The sequence below is a fragment of the Erwinia papayae genome (assembly GCF_058241465.1).
This window is the reverse complement of sequence record NZ_JBZCHT010000013.1, coordinates 1247177-1271364: the sequence shown is the minus strand read 5'-3', so window position 1 is coordinate 1271364 and position 24188 is coordinate 1247177. Positions and strand designations below refer to the sequence as shown.

21 protein-coding genes are annotated in these 24188 nt (G+C 50.6%); 14 read left to right on the top strand and 7 right to left on the bottom strand.

The window, feature by feature from the left end; all coding sequences use genetic code 11:
- The first annotated feature begins 7 nt into the window (after positions 1 to 7).
- From kdsC to npr, 9 genes are all read left to right on the top strand, one after another.
- Positions 8 to 574, top strand: coding sequence for a 3-deoxy-manno-octulosonate-8-phosphatase KdsC (gene kdsC, locus AC3RPL_RS22005; RefSeq protein ID WP_490741528.1), 567 nt, complete (start codon positions 8 to 10; stop codon positions 572 to 574).
- On the top strand, positions 571 to 1146 hold the full coding sequence (gene lptC, locus AC3RPL_RS22000; RefSeq protein WP_261643843.1) for an LPS export ABC transporter periplasmic protein LptC: 576 nt from the start codon (positions 571 to 573) through the stop codon (positions 1144 to 1146). Before kdsC ends, lptC begins: the two co-directional genes overlap by 4 nt.
- The gene (lptA, locus tag AC3RPL_RS21995) at positions 1118 to 1666 is read left to right on the top strand and encodes a lipopolysaccharide ABC transporter substrate-binding protein LptA (RefSeq protein WP_034936722.1); all 549 of its coding nucleotides are present in this window, start codon (positions 1118 to 1120) and stop codon (positions 1664 to 1666) included. The genes lptC and lptA overlap by 29 nt, the downstream gene beginning before the upstream one ends.
- A gap of 6 nt (positions 1667 to 1672) precedes the next feature.
- Positions 1673 to 2398, top strand: a complete 726-nt coding sequence (lptB, locus tag AC3RPL_RS21990; RefSeq protein WP_034936719.1) for an LPS export ABC transporter ATP-binding protein — start codon at positions 1673 to 1675, stop codon at positions 2396 to 2398.
- Positions 2399 to 2445: 47 nt separating this feature from the next.
- Positions 2446 to 3879: an RNA polymerase factor sigma-54 gene (rpoN, locus tag AC3RPL_RS21985; protein ID WP_261643840.1), complete on the top strand. Its 1434-nt coding sequence runs from the start codon at positions 2446 to 2448 to the stop codon at positions 3877 to 3879.
- 22 nt (positions 3880 to 3901) lie between these two features.
- Complete coding sequence (gene hpf, locus AC3RPL_RS21980; RefSeq protein WP_034936715.1) at positions 3902 to 4189, top strand: ribosome hibernation promoting factor; 288 nt, start codon at positions 3902 to 3904, stop codon at positions 4187 to 4189.
- Positions 4190 to 4394: 205 nt separating this feature from the next.
- Positions 4395 to 4877 (top strand): PTS IIA-like nitrogen regulatory protein PtsN, encoded by a 483-nt coding sequence (gene ptsN / locus AC3RPL_RS21975; protein ID WP_490742113.1) that lies wholly within the window; start codon positions 4395 to 4397, stop codon positions 4875 to 4877.
- An 83-nt stretch (positions 4878 to 4960) separates the two neighbouring features.
- Entirely contained in the window at positions 4961 to 5815 is an 855-nt protein-coding gene (rapZ, locus tag AC3RPL_RS21970) for an RNase adapter RapZ (RefSeq protein WP_490741527.1), read from the top strand.
- The gene (npr, locus tag AC3RPL_RS21965) at positions 5812 to 6084 is read left to right on the top strand and encodes a PTS phosphocarrier protein NPr (protein ID WP_158782055.1); all 273 of its coding nucleotides are present in this window, start codon (positions 5812 to 5814) and stop codon (positions 6082 to 6084) included. The genes rapZ and npr overlap by 4 nt, the downstream gene beginning before the upstream one ends.
- A 45-nt stretch (positions 6085 to 6129) precedes the next feature.
- Here the strand turns inward: npr and mtgA are convergent, their stop codons facing one another.
- Both mtgA and arcB read right to left on the bottom strand, forming a co-directional pair.
- On the bottom strand, positions 6130 to 6849 hold the full coding sequence (mtgA, locus tag AC3RPL_RS21960) for a monofunctional biosynthetic peptidoglycan transglycosylase (protein WP_490741526.1): 720 nt from the start codon (positions 6847 to 6849) through the stop codon (positions 6130 to 6132).
- Between the two features lie 871 nt (positions 6850 to 7720).
- Positions 7721 to 10057 (bottom strand): aerobic respiration two-component sensor histidine kinase ArcB, encoded by a 2337-nt coding sequence (arcB, locus tag AC3RPL_RS21955; protein WP_490741525.1) that lies wholly within the window; start codon positions 10055 to 10057, stop codon positions 7721 to 7723.
- Between the two features lie 1097 nt (positions 10058 to 11154).
- On the opposite strand from arcB, the gene gltB reads away from it, so the two are divergent.
- Complete coding sequence (gene gltB, locus AC3RPL_RS21950) at positions 11155 to 15612, top strand: glutamate synthase large subunit (RefSeq protein ID WP_490741524.1); 4458 nt, start codon at positions 11155 to 11157, stop codon at positions 15610 to 15612.
- 9 nt (positions 15613 to 15621) lie between these two features.
- Positions 15622 to 17040, top strand: a complete 1419-nt coding sequence (locus AC3RPL_RS21945) for a glutamate synthase small subunit (protein ID WP_490741523.1) — start codon at positions 15622 to 15624, stop codon at positions 17038 to 17040.
- A gap of 90 nt (positions 17041 to 17130) precedes the next feature.
- Here the strand turns inward: AC3RPL_RS21945 and sspB are convergent, their stop codons facing one another.
- From sspB to zapE, 5 genes are all read right to left on the bottom strand, one after another.
- The gene (sspB, locus tag AC3RPL_RS21940) at positions 17131 to 17628 is read right to left on the bottom strand and encodes a ClpXP protease specificity-enhancing factor (protein WP_490741522.1); all 498 of its coding nucleotides are present in this window, start codon (positions 17626 to 17628) and stop codon (positions 17131 to 17133) included.
- 5 nt (positions 17629 to 17633) lie between these two features.
- Entirely contained in the window at positions 17634 to 18275 is a 642-nt protein-coding gene (sspA, locus tag AC3RPL_RS21935; protein ID WP_490741521.1) for a stringent starvation protein SspA, read from the bottom strand.
- Between the two features lie 315 nt (positions 18276 to 18590).
- A complete protein-coding gene (gene rpsI / locus AC3RPL_RS21930; protein ID WP_016190582.1) occupies positions 18591 to 18983 on the bottom strand; it encodes a 30S ribosomal protein S9 in 393 nt (130 codons plus the stop codon).
- Between the two features lie 15 nt (positions 18984 to 18998).
- On the bottom strand, positions 18999 to 19427 hold the full coding sequence (rplM, locus tag AC3RPL_RS21925; protein ID WP_490741520.1) for a 50S ribosomal protein L13: 429 nt from the start codon (positions 19425 to 19427) through the stop codon (positions 18999 to 19001).
- Positions 19428 to 19671: 244 nt separating this feature from the next.
- Complete coding sequence (gene zapE / locus AC3RPL_RS21920) at positions 19672 to 20799, bottom strand: cell division protein ZapE (protein ID WP_490741519.1); 1128 nt, start codon at positions 20797 to 20799, stop codon at positions 19672 to 19674.
- A 187-nt stretch (positions 20800 to 20986) separates the two neighbouring features.
- Between zapE and zapG the strand changes: the two genes are divergently transcribed.
- From zapG to degS, 3 genes are all read left to right on the top strand, one after another.
- Positions 20987 to 21391 (top strand): Z-ring associated protein ZapG, encoded by a 405-nt coding sequence (gene zapG, locus AC3RPL_RS21915; RefSeq protein WP_034936689.1) that lies wholly within the window; start codon positions 20987 to 20989, stop codon positions 21389 to 21391.
- Between the two features lie 122 nt (positions 21392 to 21513).
- Positions 21514 to 22893 (top strand): serine endoprotease DegQ, encoded by a 1380-nt coding sequence (gene degQ / locus AC3RPL_RS21910; RefSeq protein ID WP_490741518.1) that lies wholly within the window; start codon positions 21514 to 21516, stop codon positions 22891 to 22893.
- 76 nt (positions 22894 to 22969) lie between these two features.
- The gene (degS, locus tag AC3RPL_RS21905; RefSeq protein ID WP_261643822.1) at positions 22970 to 24028 is read left to right on the top strand and encodes an outer membrane-stress sensor serine endopeptidase DegS; all 1059 of its coding nucleotides are present in this window, start codon (positions 22970 to 22972) and stop codon (positions 24026 to 24028) included.
- The last annotated feature ends 160 nt before the right edge of the window (positions 24029 to 24188 follow it).

Genomic DNA, 24188 nt, shown 5'->3' with positions numbered 1-24188 from the left:
AAGATCAATGAGCACAGCTGCAAACTGGATTGAAACTTGCTACGGCAAAGTCAGTAAAGAGGTAATGAGCCGCGCCAGCCGGATCAACCTGCTGATTTGCGACGTTGACGGGGTAATGTCTGACGGCGTGATCTATCAGGGTAATAATGGCGAAGAACTAAAAGCGTTTAATGTCCGGGATGGGTATGGCATACGTTGTCTACTGACCTCTGGCGTGGAAGTCGCTATTATCACTGGTCGTAACGCAAAGTTGCTGGTTGACCGCTGTGCGACGCTGGGAATTACGCATCTTTACCAGGGCCAGTCTGATAAGATTCTGGCCTTCCGCGAACTTCTGGATAAACTGTCACTTCAGCCCGAGCAAGTGGCTTATATTGGTGATGATTTGATCGACTGGCCGGTAATGGAACAGGTAGGGCTGAGTGTGGCGGTGGCAGATGCCCACCCGGTACTTGTTCCGCGTGCTGACTATGTCACGCGCATTGCAGGCGGTCGCGGCGCAGTGCGCGAAATTTGCGATCTGATACTGATCGCGCAGGGTAAGTTTGATGAGGCCAAAGGGCAGTCTGTATGAGTAAAACAAGGCGTTGGATTACGCTGTTGCTGGCCCTGGTGGCTATCGTGCTTATTGGCTGGAATCTGGCTGATAACGACAACAGCGCCGCACCCGCAGCGGGAAACGGCCAGGAACCAACCTACACCAGCCAGTCATCGAATACCGTGGTTTATAACCCGCAGGGAGCCCTGAACTATAAGCTCGTGTCAGACAAAGTGACTTATTTTTCCCTTGATGGGGTAAGTTGGTTCGATAACCCAATCATGACCACCTACGATGAGAATAAAATTCCCACCTGGTCAGTGCGCTCTGACAAAGCGAAGTTGACCAATGATCGCATGCTGTATCTTTACGGCCATGTTGAGGTCAACAGCCTGACTCAGGATGCCCAACTGCAAAGAATCAAAACCGATAATGCAGTCGTCAACCTTGTCACTCAGGATGTCACTTCAGAAGATCAGGTGACGCTATATGGCACCAGCTTTAACTCTACCGGCATGAAAATGCGCGGGAATTTACGCAACAAAACTGCCGAGTTGATTGAAAAGGTCAAAACCTCCTATGAAATTCAAAATGCAAAACAACCTTAAGTTTTTGACACTCGGCCTGCTGTTGGCTGCCAGCCTGCCAGCTCTCGCACTGACCGGAGACTCAGATAAACCGGTCAATGTGGATTCCGAAAACCAGGCGCTGGATATGCAGGGTAATGTAGCTACCTTCACCGGCAACGTTATCGTCACCCAGGGTTCGATTAAAATTACCGCTGACAAAGTGGTGGTTACCCGTCCGGGCGGAGACAGTAAAAAAACGATTGTTGACGCTTACGGTAATCCCGCCACTTTTTATCAAATGCAGGATAACGGTAAACCCGTTAAAGGCCACGCCCTGAAAATGCATTATGAACTGGCAACAGACTTTGTTGAGCTGACCGGCAATGCCTATCTTGAACAGCTCGACAGCAATGTTAAAGGCGATCGGATTACCTATCTGGTTAAAGAGCAGAAAATGCAGGCCTATGGCAACACCGGCAAGCGTGTCACTACCGTTCTGGTTCCTTCACAGTTGCAGGATAAAGGTAACCCGTCCACTGGACAGAAAAAGAGTAACTAATCAGCTATGGCAACGTTAATTGCAGAAAATCTGGCGAAAGCCTACAAAGGCCGCCGTGTGGTCGAAGATGTCAGCCTGCAAGTTCATTCCGGCGAAATTGTTGGTCTTCTTGGACCCAACGGCGCAGGCAAGACCACGACTTTCTATATGGTGGTGGGGATAGTACCCCGCGATGCCGGTCGCATCATCATTGATGAAGAAGATATCAGCATACTGCCACTGCATGCCCGCGCCCGACGGGGTATTGGTTATTTGCCTCAGGAAGCCTCCATCTTCCGTCGCCTGAGCGTGTTTGACAACCTGATGGCGGTACTGCAAATTCGTGACGACCTGACGCCAGAACAACGTGAAGATCGCGCTAATGAGTTAATGGATGAGTTCCATATCAGTCACCTGCGCAACAGCATGGGACAGGCGCTTTCTGGAGGTGAGCGGCGACGGGTAGAGATCGCCCGGGCGCTGGCAGCCAATCCGAAATTTATCCTGCTGGATGAGCCTTTTGCGGGTGTTGACCCGATTTCGGTTATTGATATCAAAAAAATTATCGAGCATCTTCGTGACAGTGGATTAGGCGTACTCATTACCGACCACAACGTGCGCGAAACGCTGGCAGTCTGTGAGCGCGCTTATATTGTCAGTCAGGGACATCTGATTGCCCATGGTTCGCCAGAACAAATTCTGGAAGATGAACAAGTTAAACGAGTCTACCTGGGCGAAGAGTTCAGACTCTGATAAGGTGTTAAACCCGGTAAGATTTTTGAGGAATTTCTATTCTGAATATGAAGCAAGGTTTGCAACTCAGGCTTAGCCAACAGCTTGCCATGACGCCACAACTGCAACAGGCCATTCGTCTGCTGCAACTCTCTACGCTTGAACTACAGCAGGAAATTCAGCTGGCGCTGGAAAGCAATCCGTTGCTAGAGCAAACCGACATTCATGAGGAAGTCGACTCGCGAGAATACGAGGAAAAAGAAGCGCTGGATACGCGTGAGGCTTTGGAACAAAAGGATATGCCGGAAGAGTTACCTCTGGACGCCACCTGGGACGAAATTTATACCGCGGGAACTCCTTCCGGAACCGGAACCGATTATCACGATGATGAACTCCCCGTTTATCAGGGAGAAACCACCCAAACGTTGCAGGATTATCTGACGTGGCAGGTGGATTTGACGCCTTTTACTGATACCGATCGCGCCATCGCGACGTCCATCGTTGATGCGGTAGACGACACCGGTTATCTGACGGTGTCTCTGGAAGAGATTCTGGAAAGCATTGGCAATGAAGAGTTGACGCTGGATGAGGTTGAAGCCGTTCTTAAACGTATGCAGCGTTTTGACCCGGTTGGTGTCTGTGCCCGCGATCTGCGTGACTGCCTGCTGGTCCAGCTCTCCCAGTTTGCAGAAGACCTGCCCTTTCTCAAAGAAGCACGGCTGATTGTCAGCGCCCATCTCGATTTACTGGCCAATCATGATTTCCGTAGCCTGATGCGTGTCACGCGGCTGAAAGAAGATGTGCTGAAAAACGCCATGCAACTCATCCAGTCGCTCGACCCCCGCCCAGGCCAGTCGATCAATACCAGCGAACCTGAGTATGTTATTCCTGATGTGCTGGTGCGTAAGGTCGGTACACGCTGGACGGTCGATCTGAACACGGACAGCGTCCCCCGACTGAAGATCAATCAGCACTATGCATCGTTAGGCGGTTCAGGTCGCAATGATAACGACAGCCAGTTTATTCGCAGCAACTTGCAAGAGGCAAAGTGGCTGATTAAAAGCCTGGAAAGCCGCAATGATACGCTGTTGAAAGTGACCCGTTGCATTGTCGATCAGCAACAGGCCTTCTTTGAGCAGGGGGAAGAATTCATGCGCCCGATGGTACTGGCAGACATCGCCAGTGCGGTGGATATGCATGAATCCACCATTTCACGTGTTACCACGCAAAAGTATTTGCACAGCCCACGTGGTATTTTTGAACTGAAATATTTTTTCTCCAGCCACGTCAATACGGAAGGGGGTGGTGAAGCCTCTTCAACCGCGATTCGTGCTCTGGTGAAAAAATTAATCTCGGCGGAGAATCCCGCCAAACCGCTTAGTGACAGTAAGCTGACGACTCTGCTTTCCGAGCAGGGAATTATGGTGGCACGGCGAACCGTCGCAAAGTATCGAGAGTCTTTATCCATTCCGCCATCAAACCAACGTAAACAACTGGTCTGAACGCACAGATAAGGAAAAGCGTATGCAACTCAACATCACCGGACAAAATGTAGAAATCACTGAACCTTTAAGGGAGTTTGTCACGGCTAAATTTGCCAAACTGGAGCAGTATTTTGACCGGATAAACCAGGTGTATATAGTGCTTAAGGTTGAGAAAGTGACCCAAATCGCTGACGCAACCCTGCATGTTAACGGCGGCGAGTTGCATGCCACCTCCGAAGAGAAAGATATGTATGCAGCAATCGACGGTTTGATTGACAAGCTGACCCGACAGCTGAATAAACATAAAGACAAGTTGAAACAGCATTAAATTTCACTCAGCAATTGAATATTTTTTCGCCACCCTTATTTAATAAGAACGTGACGTAAGATGTGTCGGCTCGTACTCTTCTCCTGGAGTACGAGCCGTTGATCAATAAGGCATGAGCAGTCGACCGATGGCAGGCATGGTTCCCCGGGGAACACCTAAAGTCCGCTATCTTGCAGGCGAAGATAAACACGTAAGTGAAACTATGATGAACAATGACTTAACACTGGAACTGAGCTCGGTACTGAGCGTGTCCTGTACCCGCAATGGCGTACATTGCCAGAGTAAAAAGCGGGCGCTGGAGATTATCAGCGAGTTAGCAGCCAAACAGCTGAATCTTCCGCACCAGACCATTTTCGAAGCAATCCTGACTCGGGAGCGGATGGGCAGTACCGGTATCGGCAATGGTATCGCTATTCCACACGGTAAGCTGGTGGAAGACACGTTGCGCGCCGTCGGCGTCTTTATTCGCCTCGATCAGCCCGTCGCTTTTGATGCCATTGATAATCAACCAGTCGATTTGCTGTTTGCACTGTTGGTGCCTGCCGATCAGTGTAAAACGCATTTACACACTCTTTCCCTGGTGGCTAAACGGCTGGCGGATAAAACGGTTTGCCGCCGGTTGCGTGCGGCACAGAGTGATGAAGAACTTTTCGGGATCATGGCAGAGAGCCCCGAAGAGAATCACTAGTCCTGCCGGACAGGCTAAGGCATTAAGAACATGACCCGGATCGCTGCTACCCCCCGTAAACCGGCCAATCAGGAGAATAAGTCATGGTGCTGATGATCGTCAGTGGTCGATCGGGTTCTGGCAAATCAGTTGCGTTGCGTGCACTGGAAGATATGGGCTTTTATTGCGTGGACAATCTGCCCGTAGTACTGCTGCCGGAGTTGGCAAATTCTCTGGCAGAGCGCAACATTTCAGCCGCAGTCAGCATTGATGTGCGCAACATGCCAGAATCACCAGAAGTATTCGAAAAAGCACTTACCAGTCTGCCGGAGAGCTTCTCTCCTCAGCTGCTGTTTCTGGACGCCGATCGCAATACCCTGATACGTCGCTACAGTGACACACGGCGCTTGCACCCTCTGTCGAGTAAAAACCTCTCACTGGAAAGTGCCATTGATGAAGAAAACGATCTGCTGGAACCTTTACGTTCAAGAGCAGACCTGATTGTTGATACTTCTGAAATGTCGGTCCACGAACTGGCTGAAATGCTACGCACACCTCTGCTGGGGAAACGTGAACGTGAGCTGACCATGGTCTTCGAGTCATTCGGTTTTAAACATGGTATTCCAATTGATGCTGATTACGTCTTCGACGTTCGTTTTCTTCCTAATCCACACTGGGATCCGAAGCTACGGCCAATGACCGGACTGGATCGGCCTGTAGCCGCATTTCTTGATCGCCATACTGAAGTACATAATTTTATTTATCAGACCCGTAGCTATCTTGAGCTGTGGTTGCCGATGCTGGAAACTAACAATCGTAGCTACCTCACCGTTGCCATAGGCTGTACCGGAGGTAAGCACCGTTCGGTTTACATTGCCGAACAGCTGGCAGAATACTTTCGTTCGCGCGGTAAAAACGTCCAGTCCCGCCATCGTACCCTGGAAAAACGCAAATCATGACAGTCAGACAAACCGTTGAGATTAAGAACAAGCTGGGAATGCATGCACGCCCGGCGATGAAGCTCTTTGAACTGGTTCAGAGCTTTGATGCAGAAGTATTATTAAGAAATGAAAGCGGTACTGAGGCCGAAGCCAGTAGCGTTATCGCCCTGCTGATGCTGGACTCAGCAAAAGGGGGGCATATTGAAATTGAAGCTACAGGTCCCGAGGAAGAAAAAGCGCTGACTGCGGTCATTGAGCTTTTCAATGCCGGTTTCGACGAGGATTAACGCATCAGGCCAGGAGAGTTCGCTCTCATCTTGGCCTGTGTGGCGTTAACGCAAGTTATGTTGTTGCAGAAAGCCTTCGCCACCCAGCTGACGCATTTGTCGTAAAATCCACTGCTGTCGCTGCCGGACATAGGCTGAAGGTGCATCAGCCCTGAAACGGATCGGATTGGGCAATACTGCGGCAAGCAGAGCCGCCTCTGACATGGTCAGACGGCTTGCCGGTTTATGAAAATAGCGCTGCGAGGCCTCTTCCACCCCAAAAACACCTTTACCAAACTCGGCCACGTTCAGATACACCGTCAGAATCCTTCTCTTGGTCCATACCGTTTCAATCCCCACGGTCAGCCCCGCTTCCAGACCTTTACGTATCCAGCTCCGCCCATCCCACAAAAACATGTTTTTCGCAGTCTGCTGTGACAACGTCGATGCACCTCTCATCCGGCCACCATCATTATCCAGCACGGTCTGAATCGCCTGAACATCAAATCCCCAATGTTCGGGGAATTTCTGGTCTTCTGCCGCTATCACCGCAAGTGGCATCCACGGCGCAATGTCGTCCATCCCAACCCAGTCGGAGTGAGCCACATAGCCAAAATCGCCTCTGAACCAGGCTGTAAGCTGCCGCTCGGCCATCACGGCTGAAAAAGGTACCGGAAGAAAAGAAAAAAGTAGAATTGCAGCTATCCACAATCCGGTAATGCTGAGTAAGGCTTTAAACACGACTTTTTTAACTTGCTGTAAGATTCCGCTCTTACGCTGCTTCATAGATTTGTATCCATAACATTCTTAATCATTTCAGAAGCCATTTATCGTCCCCAGTCTTCCCAAATTGCAGGTTAACGTATCCGGTAAATGTTCTCAAAACCACTTTTTAAACCTTTGTGGTTCCAGGAAAAAATAAATGCCTCAACAGCTTCAACCACTTCCGTTCATCAGGAATCGGTTCCATCCGCTAAACAAGCCAGATTGACCGGAAAGAGGTATTACCAGCAACCGGAAAATGTAAAAACCTATAGATTCACAAATCTAATGCATTACACCTTCTGGCTTTTGCAAAATTAATCTTATCGCCCATATATCACCCAGGGTAAGCAGTTATCAGGCTTTTTACAGCGGATCTCAGCAGCTAATTTGAACATTAATAGCTGACCATGGTTCTGGTAAAAACGATTCTTAAAATCTTGTCATCCGGCTTTTTTCACTTCATTGCGAATCATTTTTCGTCAGAGACCTTAATCTCATAAAAAAATATGTTTTACAGACAGTTAAATATTGCCTTTTGACAGTGAATTTTATTCAGCATTACTGCTAGCGATCATTTCAGCGCGTAATGAAAACCTGTTAACCTGACAGGGCTGTAAAACGCCAAAACAGAACATTTATTGACCAATACAGCGTATAAATTCATTCCGTGCTTGACTGTGTCATCAAATTAATGTTTTCTGTCTGGAAACGCTGCTCAACATCACACATTTTAATGAATCTGGTAACATGTGATGTGAGATTTGCTAAGGTAGTTCCTGAGCGTTTTAACCAATACCTTGCCTGTGCTTTTTTACACTCTTATCAGAATAGCGCAGGTTACCCTTTTCCCTGGTGTTGGCGCAGTATTCGCGCACCCCGGCTTCGGTCGGGGTCATTTTTTTTGTGAAGCTGTAACCCATTCCCGTAACACTTCCACATCATGCCGCCAGTCCTGCTTTAGCTCCTCAATCCATTCCTGGACATTATCCCACCAGGCCGGTAGTTCCGGACTTTGAATCTGTTTCGCCAGTTGTTGCAAATGCACCAATCCTACCGAACCCGCCGCGCCTTTGATTTTGTGTCCTTCTTCGGTAATGCCTTTCTGATCTCGCGCCATCATATTGGAATCCAGAACGGCGAGATAACCCGGCATCATCTGCTCAAATATTGTCAGGCTCTGGTGAATCAGTTCAGGCCCTACCAGCTCGATGTAGTCCTCCAGCATGGTGATATCGAGCAGCTGGCTTTTCTTCTCGTACAGTTGATGCTCCTGAGTCTGTTCATCACCTTGCTGATAGTCCCAGTATTTTTGAATTATTGCCGTTAGTGCAGGTACAGCAAGGGGCTTGCTTAATACGTCGTCCATGCCCGCTTCGAGATACTCTTTCTTGTCTTTAAGCACATTGGCCGTCAGTGCTATGAGCGGCGGCAATTGCTGACCGGCATAACGTTGATGAATTTCGCGCGCGACCTCCAGTCCGCTCATATCAGGCAATTGAATATCCAGCAGCACCAGGTCAAATTCAGCGGGATCAAACAGGGTGAGAGCCTCCTCACCGGTCATCGCCACTTCAACGCTGTTACCCAGCTTTTCAAGTACCGAGCTCGCTACCACTACATTCAGTTCGATGTCTTCGACCAGAAGAACATGCAACGCGGGGAGCGGTAACTCATCAATGGGTTGCTGCTCTTCATCCTGCTGTGCCAACCGTGGTGCCATAACGGTTAATGTAAAACAGGAACCGGCACCGGGTGCGCTGCGTACCGTGATGTCGCCACCCATCCCTTGTGCCAGCCGCTTCGAAACGGCCAGGCCAATGCCGGTGCCGGTCGCAGGTTTGCCACCGCGCTGGTCTTTAACCTGATAATACATGGCAAAAATCTTATCCTGCTCGTCCTGCGGAATGCCCATTCCGGAATCTTCAACGTCGAACCGCAGGCATCCATCCGGCTGGTAGCAGACGCGCACCACCACACTGCCCTGCTGAGTAAACTTCACCGCGTTACCAATCAGGTTCCACAAAATTTGTCGCAACCGCGTGCCGTCGGTGACGACGGTATTGGGTAAAGGCAGTTCAGGTTGCAACATAAACGTCAGACCTTTTGGCTGCACCAGCAGGCCGGACAGGTTTTCCAAATCAGCAAGGAAACCAGTAAAATCGACAGGCTGATTATCCAGTTGCACTTTACGTCGTTCAATTTTGTCCATTTCAATAACATCATTAAAAATATTCCCCAGCGTGATGGCCGAGACGTGAATCGTTTTAAGATATTTTAATTGTTCAGCATTCAGATCGGTGTCCAGCAGAATACGACTCAAACCCACAATGCCGTTAAGAGGCGTACGAAGCTCGTGGCTGATCGTTGAGATAAAAGTGGTCTTTTCCCTGCTGGCATTCTCCAGCGCGTCCTGGTAGCGCTTACGCTCCGTAATATCGCGTCCAAATCCCATCAGGCCGCTTCGTTTGCCTACCCGGTCGTAGTAAGGCACTTTACGGATTTCGAAGCAGGCCTTTCTGCCATCCGGATATTGCAGCCACTGCTCATAGGTCAGCGACACATTGTGACGAAAAACTTTTTCATCCGTTTCCAGGACTTTATTCGCGCCTTCCTGGTCATAAACATCACGCGGTGTCAGGCCAATCAGTTGTTTCTCACTCTTCCCTGTTAACAGCTCCATCGCGCGATTGCAGCCGGAAAATTGTTGGTCAATATTGCGGTAAAACACCAGATCCGGCGAAGCATCAAGGAATGAACGTAAAAAAGAGGACTGCTGTTCCAGTTCAATCTGCGCCTGCTCACGCCTCTCCATTTCTTCGGTCAGCTTATCAAGCACTTGCAGGCGAGCCTTTTCAGCCCTGATGCGGTCGGCAATTTCCTGATTAAGTTGTGTAATATTGCCTTTCATCTGCTGATTGAGTTCCAGGTCACGATGGCGCATCTCCTCAAGCTTATCCACCAGCCGCGAAAGGCGCTGTCGGGACTCTTCCAGTTGCTCCACCACCACGGAAAGAAAATAGACCGCCCACGGCGTAATCAGCAGACCAAAAAACACCGAACGAACCATGTCGATGCTCTCCACATGGCCGCGCAGCACCATGGTCACCGCCATTTGCACGATCATTGCCAGCACCACCAGCGCCGAAGCCAGCAACAGAGAAAAACGTACCAGGCCCAGTTTCACCATCAGATCAACGTAATACTGGGCTAACAAACGAATTTGTTTCATAAAAAATTCCTTCCAGACCGGTAAATTTAATCATACCGTAAAAGCGCTGAAGACCAACGCGGGCAGTTACAGCGTTGTCACGCACTGGAATAGTGCAGAGACAACAGACAATCAGTGATTAAGCGGACAACCGCCTGCTGGAAATATCAGTCCGGGGATAGTGAGCGAAGGCAGCCCGAAAAATAAGGGAGTAATTCTTTTCCGTACCAACAGCCGAAAGTGCTGTTAAAAAGTGTCTGCAACCAGGATTATCAGCAGAAAACCACAGGCTGCTCTTTTTGCCATATTAATCATTGAAGCCGCACCACGCCTTAATTCATTAAGCGATGGCGGTTGATACCATGCAACTGGCTGTCAGCAGACTTTCTGCTGTACAGATTAAGCAAAACCAGCAGAGGATAATATTCAGTCACTGCATAACCAAAGCTGTGATTGTATTGGCACGAATTCTTTCCTGCTTCAGGTTTTTCATAACGATAAACATTATGGCAATTGTCACTCAATGCAATTGAAATGAATAAAAATTCATAAAAAATGAAATTAAAACCATATTCAGGGTGATTAATTTTACTAATAATGCAAGCCACTGCGATTCAAATGAGACAACTGCTAAAAAACAGTTTATTTCAGCGCTTAAGATACCCTTTACAGAGTATTATGCTATCAATATCCCCGGAACCAGCATGGTGCAGAGATTTGTCGCCTGCACTACAGTGAGACAGCTCACAGTTTTCCAGCCCACCCCGGCAGGGTAACAGTAAGAAAAAATGCCACTAAAACCATATTAATCATATAGATAAACGATAATAAGCACATAAAAGCCTCCTCAGGAATGCTATTTGACCTGAGTACGCTTTCCCGATAAGTTGGAAATCCGCTGGAAGCTTTCTGGATGGGTGTTCCACCCGTCATATTTATGCAGTTATTGAGATTCCCTCTGTAGCAAGTTCTCAACGCTTGTGACACCGATGCTAACGGCCAGACGTGAGGGCGACATAATAGGTGAGCAGTAAGCTCAGAACCTGTCGCTATGCCCTTACTGCGCCTGTCGTTCGTCGGAGCAGGGGATCTCCCAGAGCCTGGGGAGGTTCACTGATATGTTGTACGATAAATCCCTTGAAAAGGATAACTGTGGTTTCGGCCTGATCGCCCACATAGAAGGCGAACCCAGCCACAAAGTGGTGCGCACCGCCATCCACGCACTGGCCCGAATGCAGCACCGTGGCGCAATCCTTGCTGACGGCAAGACCGGTGACGGCTGCGGGCTTTTATTACAAAAACCCGACCGTTTTTTCCGCGTAGTTGCACAAGAGCGCGGCTGGCGGCTGGCGAAAAATTATGCGGTGGGAATGTTATTCCTCAATCGGGATGACGCACTGGCCCGTGAAAGCCGCCGCATTGTTGAAGAAGAAGTATTGCGTGAAACCCTGTCCGTGGTTGGCTGGCGTGAAGTTCCCATCAATCAGGATGTGCTGGGTGAAATCGCCCTCTCCTCAATGCCACGCATTGAACAACTTTTTATCAATGCTCCGGCAGGCTGGCGTCCCCGTGATATGGAACGCCGCCTGTATATGGCACGTCGCCGTATTGAAAAACGCATTGAAGATAAAGAGTTTTATGTTTGCAGCTTTTCGAATCAGGTGAACATTTATAAAGGTCTGTGTATGCCGGCGGATCTGCCGCGCTTTTACCTGGATCTGGCCGATCTTCGTCTGGAATCAGCCATTTGTCTGTTCCACCAGCGTTTTTCTACCAATACCGTACCGCGCTGGCCGCTGGCACAACCCTTCCGTTATATGGCACACAACGGTGAAATCAACACCATTGCCGGTAACCGCCAGTGGGCTAAAGCACGAGCCTACAAATTCCGCACCCCGTTGATCCCTGATTTGCAGGATGCGGCACCGTTCGTGAATGAAACCGGATCTGACTCCAGCTCAATGGATAACATGCTGGAGCTGTTCCTGAGCGGCGGAATGGATCTTATCCGTGCCATGCGCCTGCTGGTGCCACCGGCATGGCAAAACAATCCGGATATGGATCCGGAGCTGCGTGACTTCTTCGACTTTAACTCCATGCACATGGAGCCGTGGGATGGCCCGGCGGGCATCGTAATGTCAGACGGCCGCTATGCTGCCTGTAACCTTGATCGTAATGGTCTGCGTCCGGCACGTTATGTCATTACAAAAGACAAATTGATTACCTGTGCTTCCGAAGTGGGCATTTGGGACTATCAACCCGATGAGGTAATGGAAAAAGGCCGTGTCGGTCCTGGCGAACTGATGGTGATCGATACTCGTGCGGGCCGGATTCTGCACTCAGCTGAAACCGATAACGATCTGAAAAGTCGCCACCCTTACAAAGAGTGGATGGAGAAAAACGTCCGTCGACTGGTACCATTTGAAAATCTGTCAGACGATCAGATGGGTAGCCGGGAAATGGATGACGATCTGCTGGCAACCTTCCAGAAGCAGTTTGGCTACAGTAGCGAAGAGCTTGACTCGATCATCCGTGTGCTTGGCGAGAATGGTCAGGAAGCCGTGGGCTCAATGGGCGACGACACGCCTTTCGCCGTACTTTCCAGCCGTCCACGCGTAATCTATGACTATTTCCGCCAGCAGTTCGCTCAGGTAACTAACCCACCGATCGATCCGCTGCGTGAAGCACATGTTATGTCGCTGGCGACCAGCATCGGCCGTGAAATGAACGTGTTCTGCGAGGTAGAAGGCCAGGCGCATCGACTGAGCTTCAAATCGCCAATCCTGCTCTATTCAGATTTCAGACAGCTGACGACGCAGGAAGAAGAATTTTATCGTGCTGATACGCTCGACTGTACTTTTGATCCAACCGAATCCTCGTTGAAAGAGACCATTCTGTTGCTTTGCGACCAGGCTGAACAGCTGGTACGTAATGGCACCGTGTTGCTGGTGCTATCGGATCGTGCAATCAGCCCTCAGCGCCTGCCAGTTCCGGCACCCATGATGGTCGGTGCCATTCAGACCCGGCTGGTCGATAAGAGCCTGCGTTGTGATGCCAACATTATCGTTGAAACCGCAAGCGCCCGCGATCCTCATCATTTTGCCGTACTGCTCGGCTTTGGCGCGACCGCCATCTACCCTTATCTGGCCTACGAATCACTGGCGAAAATGGCGGATGGTGGGGTGATCAATAAAGATTATCGCAGCCTGATGTTGAATTATCGCAACGGCATTAATAAAGGCCTCTACAAAATTATGTCGAAGATGGGGATCTCCACCATCGCGTCATATCGCTGCTCGAAACTGTTTGAAGCGGTGGGCCTGCATCGTGACGTCTCTGACCTGTGCTTCCAGGGTGTGGTAAGCCGCATCGGCGGGGCTAACTATGCTGACTTCCAGCAGGACCTGATCAATCTGTCGCGTCGTGCGTGGCTACAGCGCAAACCGCTGGATCAGGGCGGTCTGCTGAAGTACGTGCATGGCGGTGAATATCATGCTTACAACCCGGATGTGGTGGGGACATTACAAAAAGCGGTGAACAGCGGAGAGTACAGCGACTATCAGCAGTACGCCCGGCTGGTCAACGAACGTCCGGTCGCCGCCCTTCGCGATCTGCTGGCGGTAACGCCATCCGGCGATGCCATCAGCATTAATGATGTTGAGCCAGCCAGCGAGCTGTATAAGCGTTTCGATACTGCGGCCATGTCGATTGGTGCGCTCAGTCCGGAAGCACATGAATCTCTGGCCGAAGCGATGAACGGCCTGGGAGGGTTCTCTAACTCAGGAGAAGGCGGAGAAGATCCCGCCCGCTACGGCACAAATAAAGTGTCCCGCATCAAGCAGGTTGCCTCTGGTCGTTTTGGCGTAACGCCAGCCTACCTGGTCAATGCTGACGTGATCCAGATTAAAGTGGCTCAGGGGGCAAAACCGGGTGAAGGTGGCCAGCTGCCAGGCGATAAAGTGACACCTTACATCGCTAAATTGCGCTATTCCGTCCCCGGCGTAACGCTAATTTCACCGCCACCACATCATGATATCTACTCGATTGAGGATCTGGCCCAGCTGATTTTTGACCTCAAACAGGTCAATCCGAAGGCGATGATTTCTGTCAAATTAGTTTCCGAGCCAGGCGTTGGTACCATTGCCACGGGCGTGGCAAAAGCCTATGCGGATCTGATTACTATCGCTGGCTATGACGGCGGCACCGGTGCCAGCCCACTCAGCTCGGTCAAATATGCAGGTTGTCCGTGGGAACTCGGTCTGGTTGAAACACAGCAGGCACTGGTCGCTAATGGCCTGCGTCACAAGATTCGTCTGCAGGTAGACGGCGGCCTGAAAACCGGACGCGACATTATTAAAGCCGCCATTCTTGGTGCTGAAAGTTTCGGTTTTGGTACGGGTCCGATGGTTGCGCTCGGTTGCAAATATCTTCGTATCTGTCATCTGAACAACTGTGCAACCGGGGTCGCAACTCAGGATGAAAAACTGCGTAAGAACCACTACCACGGTCTGCCTTATCGCGTGACCAACTACTTTGAGTTCATCGCCCGTGAAACCCGCGAGATCATGGCTGAACTGGGCGTGAAGCGCCTGGTTGACCTGATTGGCCGTACCGACCTGCTGACCGAACTGGACGGCTTTACCGCCCGGCAGCAGAGTCTGGATCTCTCTGCGCTGTTAAAAACCGCAGAGCCGATGGCGGGTAAAACCGTGCACTGTACCGAGAATAACCCACCATTTGACCAGGCGGTGTTGAACAAAGCACTTCTGGACCAGGCGATGCCGTTTGTGGAAGCGAAACAAAGCAAGACGTTTTACTTTGATATTCGCAACACCGACCGCTCAGTAGGTGCGACGCTTTCAGGTGCTATTGCCCTCCTTCACGGCGATCAGGGGCTGGCATCTGACCCGATTAAAGCTCACTTCAGTGGCACAGCGGGTCAAAGCTTTGGCGTGTGGAATGCGGGTGGCGTCGAGCTTACGCTGACTGGCGATGCGAATGACTACGTGGGCAAAGGTATGGCAGGCGGTATGCTGGCGGTACGTCCTCCAGTGGGATCGGCCTTCCGTAGCCACGAAGCCACTATTATTGGCAACACCTGCCTGTACGGAGCAACCGGCGGTAAGCTGTTTGCTGCGGGCCGTGCGGGTGAACGCTTCGCGGTTCGTAATTCCGGAGCGATTACTGTGGTAGAAGGTATCGGTGATAACGGTTGTGAATATATGACCGGCGGTATTGTCTGCGTGCTGGGCAAAACCGGCGTTAATTTTGGCGCAGGAATGACCGGTGGTTTCGCTTACGTCCTTGATGAAGACGGTGAATTCCTTAAACGTGTTAATCCGGAACTGGTTGAAGTGCTGAGTGTTGACGATCTGGCGATTCACGAAGAGCATCTGCGTGGTCTGATCACCGAACACGTTCACCACACCGGCTCATCCCGTGGCGAAGAGATTCTGGCGAACTGGCCTGCCTGGTCGTCTAAATTCGCACTGGTTAAACCGAAGTCCAGTGATGTGAAGGCATTATTGGGTCACCGTAGTCGTTCCGCAGCGGAGCTGCGGGTGCAGGCGCAGTAAGAGGTCACGATGAGTCAAAATGTATATCAATTTGTCGATTTGCAGCGTGTCGACCCACCTAAAAAACCGCTCAAGATCCGCAAAATTGAATTTGTGGAAATTTACGAGCCGTTTTCTGAAAGCCAGGCTCAGGCACAGGCCGATCGTTGTCTTGCCTGTGGTAACCCTTACTGCGAGTGGAAATGTCCGGTCCATAACTACATTCCTGACTGGCTGAAACTGGCCAATGAAGGGCGGATCATTGAAGCGGCAGAGCTGTCACACCAGACCAACAGCCTGCCGGAAGTGTGCGGACGAGTCTGCCCTCAGGACCGTCTGTGTGAAGGTTCCTGTACGCTAAATGCAGAGTTTGGCGCGGTGACTATCGGCAATATTGAGCGCTATATCAATGACAAGGCCCTCGAAATGGGCTGGAAACCTAACCTCGATGGTATTAAGCCAACCGGTAAACGTGTGGCCATTATCGGCGCAGGTCCTGCTGGTCTTGCCTGTGCCGATGTGCTGACCCGCAACGGTGTGAAAGCCGTGATCTACGATCGCCATCCTGAAATTGGCGGTCTGCTGACCTTCGGCATTCCGGCCTTCAAGCTGGAAAAAGAGGTGATGACCAAACGCCGCGAGATCTTCTCTGGTATGGGCATTGAGTTCAATCTGAATACCGAAGTGGGCCGGGACGTGCAGATGAGTGACCTGCTGACAGATTTTGATGCCGTGTTCCTCGGCGTCGGAACCTATCAGTCAATGCAGGGTGGGCTTGAAAATGAGGAGGCAGACGGCGTTTATGACGCCCTGCCATTCCTGATTGCCAATACCAAACACACGATGGGTTTTTCCCACTCAGCAGAAGAGCCATACATTTCGATGAATGCGAAGCGCGTGGTGGTGCTCGGCGGAGGTGATACCGCTATGGACTGTGTGCGCACTTCGGTTCGTCAGGGAGCCACTCACGTCACCTGTGCTTATCGGCGTGATGAGGAAAATATGCCAGGTTCACGACGTGAAGTAAAAAATGCGCGTGAAGAAGGGGTGGAGTTCCAGTTCAATGTGCAGCCGCTGGGAATTGAAATTAACGGCAATGGACGCGTTTCCGGGGTGAAAATGGCCCGCACCCAGATGGGCCAGCCCGATGCAAATGGCCGTCGGCGTGCCGAAATCATTGCAGGCTCAGAACATGTTGTGCCAGCCGATGCGGTGGTGATGGCGTTCGGATTCCGTCCACACGCGATGCCGTGGCTGGAACAGCATAGCGTCGAACTTGATTCACAGGGCCGTATCATCGCGCCTGAAGGCAGTGAGAATGCTTTTCAGACCAGTAATCCAAAAATCTTCGCCGGTGGTGATGCCGTACGCGGTTCCGATCTGGTTGTTACCGCAATAGCGGAAGGACGAAAAGCAGCAGAAGGGATTATGGACTGGCTGGAAGTCTGAAAGAGAGTCAGGGGTTATTAAGCATAAAAAAGCTCCGTATATTACGGAGCTTTTTTTAGCCGGAAAAAACGTCGCGACCAGTTGGCAATGCTATTTCACAACACGCAGTGCCGGACGTCCACCACGTGGTGGAGGCTCGTCGCCGGGACCATCATCATCAGGCTCGCTGTCATCGGGACGATCACCGTCAATCACCGACATCATCGACTCTGTTGATCCATCCGGCTGTGAGGATGGGTACTCTTCTCCGGCATTTTCATAGACCGGCTCGGGTTCGAACATCGTCCCTGCACCGTTTTCTCTGGCATAAATCGCCATAACAGCAGCCAGAGGTACAGTAACCTGACGCGGCACACCACCGAAACGGGCGTTGAAGGTAACTTCATCATTACCCAGTTGCAGATCGCCTACGGCTCGCGGGGCGATATTTAATACGATCTGACCATCCCGCGCGTACTCCAGCGGCACCATCACACCAGGCAAATTGATGTCCACCACAAGGTGAGGTGTCAGCTGATTGTCCAGCAGCCAGTCATAGAGCGCCCGGAGCAGATAAGGACGGCGGGCAGTAAGTTCAGATATTTCCATCTTAATCAGCCCCGCGTTTGCAGGCGCATTTCACGTTCCGCTTCAGTCAGGGAAGCCAGGAAGGAATCACGCTCAAAGACACGTGTCATATATCCTTTAAGCTCTTTCGAACCCGCACCGTTCAGTTCGATACCCAACTGTGGCAAACGCCAGAGCAAAGGAGCAAGGTAGCAGTCCACGAGGCTAAACTCTTCACTCATAAAGAACGGAGTACGTGAGAACAGTGGCGCTATCGCCAGCAGCTCTTCCCGAAGCTGTTTGCGTGCAACTTCTGCTTCCTGAGCAGTGCCATTTTCAACTTTACGCATCAGGCTGTACCAGTCCTGCTCAACACGGTGCATCATTAAACGACTTTCCCCACGGGCAACCGGATAGACAGGCATCAGTGGGGGATGCGGAAAACGCTCATCGAGGTATTCCATAATGATACGAGATTCGTACAGCGTCAGTTCACGATCAACCAGCGTCGGGACAGTACGGTACGGATTGAGGTCGATCAGATCCTGAGGCAGATTGTCCATTTCTACCTGCTCGATCTCTACGCTAACTCCTTTTTCCGCCAGGACAATACGCACCTGATGGCTAAAAATGTCAGTCGGACCAGAAAACAGCGTCATTACCGAACGTTTGTTGGCAGCGACAGCCATGTAAACCTCCAAGTTTATCCAGAAAATTACTACGCAAGCCCGTCATGAGATGACGGTGTGCTTAATAAAAGCCATTAACAGAGACGAGTCCCGAATCCATCTTCACAGGCAGACTCATATCAATGCCCTGCAATGCGGGCGCAAAGTGACAGCCAGTTTACCAGATTTTAAACAACTTGTGGGGGCAGGAATGAGGATTTGCCGCGAAAATGGCCAGAGTTGTCGTGATCTTACGGCTTGCTCAGAAGCCGAAAAGAAAAAGCCCGGTGCTGACACCGGGCTTTTCGATAATTGATGCTGCCGAAGCAGTATAAATTAACGTTTGGAGAACTGTGGACGGCGACGTGCTTTACGCAGACCCACTTTCTTACGTTCAACCTGACGAGCGTCACGAGTAACGAAGCCAGCTTTACGCAGTTCGCCACGCAGAGATTCGTCGTACTCCATCAGAGCGCGGGTGATACCGTGACGGATCGCACCAGCCTGACCAGAGATACCACCACCTTTAACAGTGACGTACAGATCAAATTTACCAACCATATCCAGCAATTCCAGCGGCTGACGAACTACCATGCGGGCAGTTTCACGACCGAAGTACTGTTCCAGAGAACGTTGGTTAATAACGATATTACCACTGCCCGGCTTGATAAAGACGCGAGCGGTAGAGCTTTTGCGGCGACCAGTGCCGTAGTTTTGATTCTCAGCCATTGCCTGTAATCCCGATTAAATGTCAAGAACTTTCGGTTGCTGTGCCGCATGGTTGTGCTCATTGCCCGCGTAAACTTTCAGTTTACGGTACATAGCACGACCCAGCGGGCCTTTTGGCAGCATGCCTTTAACCGCGATTTCAATCACACGCTCAGGACGGCGAGCAATCATCTCTTCGAAGGTCGCTTGCTTAATACCACCGATGTGGCCGGTGTGATGGTAATAAATCTTATCGTTACGCTTGTTACCTGTCACAGCAACTTTGTCAGCGTTAAGAACGATAATGTAATCACCGGTGTCAACATGCGGAGTATATTCCGCTTTGTGCTTACCGCGCAGGCGACGAGCCAGTTCAGTCGCTAAACGACCTAAAGTTTTGCCTGCCGCGTCAACAACATACCAGTCACGTTGTACGGTTTCTGGCTTAGCTGTAAAAGTTTTCATCTAAAAGCTTACCCAAATATTAGTTACACGTTGGTGAAAACCCAAAAGCTTGAATAAACGGTTGAGGCTCACACGACCATCTTGACCAGTAAGCCACCCCCTCGGATAGCGTTACCGGAACACAAAGAGTTTTAGGAAAGAAACCTTTGTTGTAACGTGGGGTCGCAAGATTATAGAGAAGTCGCTCACAAAGCGCGACCCCTTTTTTCAATAAAATCTTTCCCCATCCGCTGTTTTTTTCATCTCAGGGCAAATGGGGCAACTTCAGGTACTCTTCGCTCTGCATCTCCTGCAATCGCGAAACACAACGCTGATATTCGAACCTGAGTTTTGTCCCCTGATAAATTTCATAAAGCGACGCCTCAGCAGAAACCACCAGCTTGACATGCCGTTCGTAAAACTCATCCACTAATGCCAGAAAACGTCTGGCCTGATCTTCAGTTTTATAGATCATCACCGGCACATCAAACAGCAGTACGCTATGGAAACGTCGGGAGAGTTCAATGTAGTCATGCTGACTACGGCCTTCACCACATAAAGTTTTGAACTCCATCGCTACCACGCCATCGGCTACGCCCAGCGTGGGCAACGTGCGATGGTTAATATCCAACTGAGGTTTGTCGGTGCGCTTCTTACCACTGAGGGCAGTGAACATCCTTTCCATTTCCTGCGACGTCGTCTGGTTCAGCGGCATCATCCATAAGTGGGCCGAGGTTAAAGTGCGTAAGCGGTAATCAATCCCGGCATCGACATTCATCACCTCACAATGTTGTTTGATTAGCGCTATGGCGGGCAAAAAACGTGCACGCTGTAAACCATTGCGATACAACTCATCTGGCGGAATATTAGAGGTGGCCACCAGGGTTATTCCTCTGGCAAACAGCGCCTCCATCAAGGTACCAAGCAGCATCGCATCAGTAATATCCGAAACAAAAAACTCATCGAAGCACAGCAGATCGGTTTCACTTTTGAAACGATCTGCCACAATTTGCAGAGGGTCGCTTTGACCCTGTAATGCGGTGAGTTCCTGATGAACACGTAACATAAAGCGGTGAAAGTGTAGCCGCTGCTTACGCTCTCCAGGAATTGACTGAAAAAACATATCCATCAGCCAGGTTTTGCCTCGCCCCACGCCTCCCCACATATACAGGCCGCGAACTGGCGTCAGCTCTCGCTCTTTTCCTTTGCCAATCAGCTTATTTAATTTGCCAAAAAGCCCTGTTCCTGAAGAAGGGGCGACAGGCGTAAGGCGGGTCAGGCTCTGGTATATGTTATCCAGTCGGCTGACCGCTGCATGTTGAACATCGTCGGGTTGATATTCACCACTTTCCAGCGTCTTTTGATAAAGCGCCAGAGGAGACATCGTTTGCATAATTTATTCACATTCCCTGAAATATTTGGAACGTCAGGTGGTTAATTGTCGAAAAAAAGGCCGTTCCACACTAAGCGATACAGCCGCAGGATTCCACTTCCATCAGATTAGCGGTTATAGTGACTCACAGTGAACTGGCAACAGCCAGGTGACCCTACGGAACAACGAAGACAACACGGGAGTTATTATGACCTGGGAATACGCGCTTATTGGTTTAGTAGTTGGATTGGTTATCGGCGCGCTGGTAATGCGTTTTGGTAACAGAAAGCTGCGTGAACAGAGAAGCATGCAATACGAGCTAGAAAAAACCAAAGCTGAGCTGGCGGACTATCGTGAAGAGTTAACCAGCCATTTTGCTCAAAGCGCCGAGCTGCTCGACAACATGGCGCGAGATTACCGCCAGCTTTATCAGCATATGGCGAAAGGTTCGAATGACCTGTTACCCAATCTACCAGGTGAGAAAAACCCCTTTGCTTACCAGTTGACTGAATCTGAAGCCGATAACGATCAGGCTCCTGTACAGATGCCTCGTGATTATCCCGACAGTGCATCTGGCTTGCTGCGTGGCGAAAGACGCTCGCACGATAAATAAGATGGGTTAACGAAAATCCGGTACTTTTGCGCCGCTGGTCCAGTGCCAGACACTGTGCCAGCAGGCATCCGTCAGTCATTACAGTTTTGTCCCCCCTTACATGTAGCGAGAGCGGCCTGGCAATGAAGAAAAAATCATTACTGTTAAGCGCATTAGCATTGAGTACCGGCCTGAATCTGGCCGTCGCACCCGTGGCAATGGCTACGCTTCCCGCACAAATTCAGGGACAACCGATGCCAAGTCTGGCTCCGATGCTGGAAAAAGTGCTGCCCGCCGTGGTCAGTGTCCATGTGGAAGGGACTCAGACTCAGGCTCAGGCCCAGGATATCCCGGAGCCGCTAAAACGCTTCTTTGGTCAGCAGGGACAAAGTGGTGAAGAAGCGCAACCGCAACCTTTTGAAGGCCTGGCTTCTGGCGTGATAATCAATGCTGACAAAGGTTATATTCTGACCAACAACCATGTCATCAGTGGGGCAGATAAAATCAGCGTTCAGCTAAGTGATGGCCGTGAATTTGATGCCAAATTGATTGGGCACGATCAGCAGACGGATATTGCATTGATCCAGATAAGCGGTGCCAAAAACCTGATACAGGTGAAAATTGCCGATTCAGACCAGTTGAAAGTGGGAGATTTTGCCGTTGCCATCGGCAACCCTTTCGGACTGGGGCAGACTGCCACCTCAGGCATTATCTCCGCTCTGGGACGCAGCGGCCTGAATCTGGAAGGGCTGGAGAACTTTATTCAGACTGATGCCGCAATTAACCGGGGTAACTCCGGTGGTGCTCTGGTCAACCTTAACGGTGAGCTGATCGGCATTAATACCGCCATACTTGCCTCTTCAGGCGGTAACATCGGTATTGGTTTTGCCATTCCGGGTAATATGGCAATGAATCTGGCTCAGCAATTGATTGATTTTGGCGAGGTAAAGCGCGGCCAGTTGGGTATTAAGGGCACTGAAATGACCGCAGAAATGGCGAAGACCTTTAAGGTCGATGCACAGCGCGGTGCTTTTGTTAACGAAGTGCTCCCTGGCTCTGCGGCAGCTAAAGCCGGCATAAAAGCAGGCGATATCATTACCAGCCTTGATGACAAACCTGTTGAAAGCTTTGCCGCATTAAGAGTGAAAATTGGCACCACCGCACCAGGTAAAGATGTCCGGGTCGGTCTGTTACGTGAAAGTAAGCCGCTGACAGTCACCGTCAGACTGGATGCCAGCACTCAGACCGCCACCACTCTTGAAGAGATAGCACCGGCACTTCAGGGCGCAACGTTGAGCGATGGTGCCGCGAAGGACGGCACTAAAGGAGTCAGTGTGGATACCGTTGATAAATCCACCCCAGCTGAGCAATCCGGGCTGCAAAAAGGGGATGTCATTGTGGGCCTGAACCGCTCTCCTGTCGGAAATCTGGCCGAACTGCGTAAACTTCTGGAAGCAAAACCACCGCTGATGGCATTAAATATTATTCGCGGCGATCAAAACATCTATCTGCTTTTACGCTAAATCATCAAGCGGACACCTGCGTGTCCGCTTAACTCATGTTATCCTGCCCGTGTTCATTCACTCACCGTTTAAAGCCATGATCCCTAAACTATTGCGTTCAGTGCTAATTGGCCTGGTTGTGGCAGGCATTTTGCTGATTACCGTTCCGGCATTGCGAATTGGCAACGATTTTTTTTCGCACAAAGATGGCAGCCAGGATCAGATGCCTGTCAGTTATAACCCGGCGGTAAGACGTGCAGCGCCAGCAGTAGTGAATGTTTACAATCGTAGTGCTAATGCCTCTGCTGAAAATCTGGAAATTCGCACGCTCGGTTCCGGCGTCATTATGGATAATCGGGGCTACATTCTCACCAACAGGCATGTGATCAACGATGCCGATCAGATCATCGTCGCACTTCAGGACGGACGGATTTTTGAAGCTATGCTGGTGGGGTCAGACAGCCTGACTGACCTGGCAGTGCTGAAAATCACCGCGTCTGGTCTGCCCGTCATCCCAATCAATGCCAAACGCACCGCACACATTGGTGATCTGGTAATGGCAATCGGCAACCCTTATAACATTGGTCAGACCGTGACCCAGGGCATTATCAGTGCGACGGGGCGTGTGGGTCTCAGCCCTTCCCGGTATCAGAATTTCCTGCAAACTGACGCCTCGATCAACAAAGGTAATTCAGGTGGTGCATTGATTAACTCGTTGGGAGAACTGATGGGCATTAACACGCTCTCGTTCGACAAGAGTAATGACGGTGAAACACCAGAAGGAATCGGGTTCGCGATCCCTACCGCGCTGGCGGTGAAGATCATGGATAAATTGATTCGTGATGGCCGGGTGATCCGCGGCTTTATTGGTATTAGTGGTCGCGAGATCCCACAAATGCACCGGCAAAATGCCAGTCTGGACCATACCCAGGGGATTATCGTCACCAACGTTGCGCAGGGAGGGCCTGCGGCAAAAGCCGGATTACAGGTCAATGATGTAATTACCTACGTAAATCATAAGCCTGCCGTTTCAGCGCTTGAAACCATGGATCAGGTTGCTGAAATTCGTCCGGGGACGGTTATCGAACTGGAAATTATTCGTAACGATCGAAAAATGACCCTGCCGGTAACCGTACTGGAATACCCGGCAAGTTAGAGTCTGGCCCACCAGGCGTTATTGTCGCAGCCAGTCTGGGCACGGACAGTGCGCAGAAACGGGAGCGCACACTGATTACGTGAGGATTTCGGGCACCGCCCGGGTTTAAAATGGCAAGTAAATCAGCCCTGATGGGCCTGGCTCTTAATGTTCAGATACG

Coding starts and splice junctions, on each gene's coding strand:
- arcB (WP_490741525.1), bottom strand. CDS start 10,057: ATGAAACAAATTCGTTTGTTAGCCCAGTATTACGTTGATCTGATGGTG.
- lptB (WP_034936719.1), top strand. CDS start 1,673: ATGGCAACGTTAATTGCAGAAAATCTGGCGAAAGCCTACAAAGGCCGC.
- AC3RPL_RS21945 (WP_490741523.1), top strand. CDS start 15,622: ATGAGTCAAAATGTATATCAATTTGTCGATTTGCAGCGTGTCGACCCA.
- hpf (WP_034936715.1), top strand. CDS start 3,902: ATGCAACTCAACATCACCGGACAAAATGTAGAAATCACTGAACCTTTA.
- sspA (WP_490741521.1), bottom strand. CDS start 18,275: ATGGCTGTCGCTGCCAACAAACGTTCGGTAATGACGCTGTTTTCTGGT.
- rapZ (WP_490741527.1), top strand. CDS start 4,961: ATGGTGCTGATGATCGTCAGTGGTCGATCGGGTTCTGGCAAATCAGTT.
- zapE (WP_490741519.1), bottom strand. CDS start 20,799: ATGCAAACGATGTCTCCTCTGGCGCTTTATCAAAAGACGCTGGAAAGT.
- zapG (WP_034936689.1), top strand. CDS start 20,987: ATGACCTGGGAATACGCGCTTATTGGTTTAGTAGTTGGATTGGTTATC.
- ptsN (WP_490742113.1), top strand. CDS start 4,395: ATGAACAATGACTTAACACTGGAACTGAGCTCGGTACTGAGCGTGTCC.
- gltB (WP_490741524.1), top strand. CDS start 11,155: ATGTTGTACGATAAATCCCTTGAAAAGGATAACTGTGGTTTCGGCCTG.
- mtgA (WP_490741526.1), bottom strand. CDS start 6,849: ATGAAGCAGCGTAAGAGCGGAATCTTACAGCAAGTTAAAAAAGTCGTG.
- sspB (WP_490741522.1), bottom strand. CDS start 17,628: ATGGAAATATCTGAACTTACTGCCCGCCGTCCTTATCTGCTCCGGGCG.
- rpsI (WP_016190582.1), bottom strand. CDS start 18,983: ATGGCTGAGAATCAAAACTACGGCACTGGTCGCCGCAAAAGCTCTACC.
- degS (WP_261643822.1), top strand. CDS start 22,970: ATGATCCCTAAACTATTGCGTTCAGTGCTAATTGGCCTGGTTGTGGCA.
- rplM (WP_490741520.1), bottom strand. CDS start 19,427: ATGAAAACTTTTACAGCTAAGCCAGAAACCGTACAACGTGACTGGTAT.
- npr (WP_158782055.1), top strand. CDS start 5,812: ATGACAGTCAGACAAACCGTTGAGATTAAGAACAAGCTGGGAATGCAT.
- lptC (WP_261643843.1), top strand. CDS start 571: ATGAGTAAAACAAGGCGTTGGATTACGCTGTTGCTGGCCCTGGTGGCT.
- kdsC (WP_490741528.1), top strand. CDS start 8: ATGAGCACAGCTGCAAACTGGATTGAAACTTGCTACGGCAAAGTCAGT.
- rpoN (WP_261643840.1), top strand. CDS start 2,446: ATGAAGCAAGGTTTGCAACTCAGGCTTAGCCAACAGCTTGCCATGACG.
- lptA (WP_034936722.1), top strand. CDS start 1,118: ATGAAATTCAAAATGCAAAACAACCTTAAGTTTTTGACACTCGGCCTG.
- degQ (WP_490741518.1), top strand. CDS start 21,514: ATGAAGAAAAAATCATTACTGTTAAGCGCATTAGCATTGAGTACCGGC.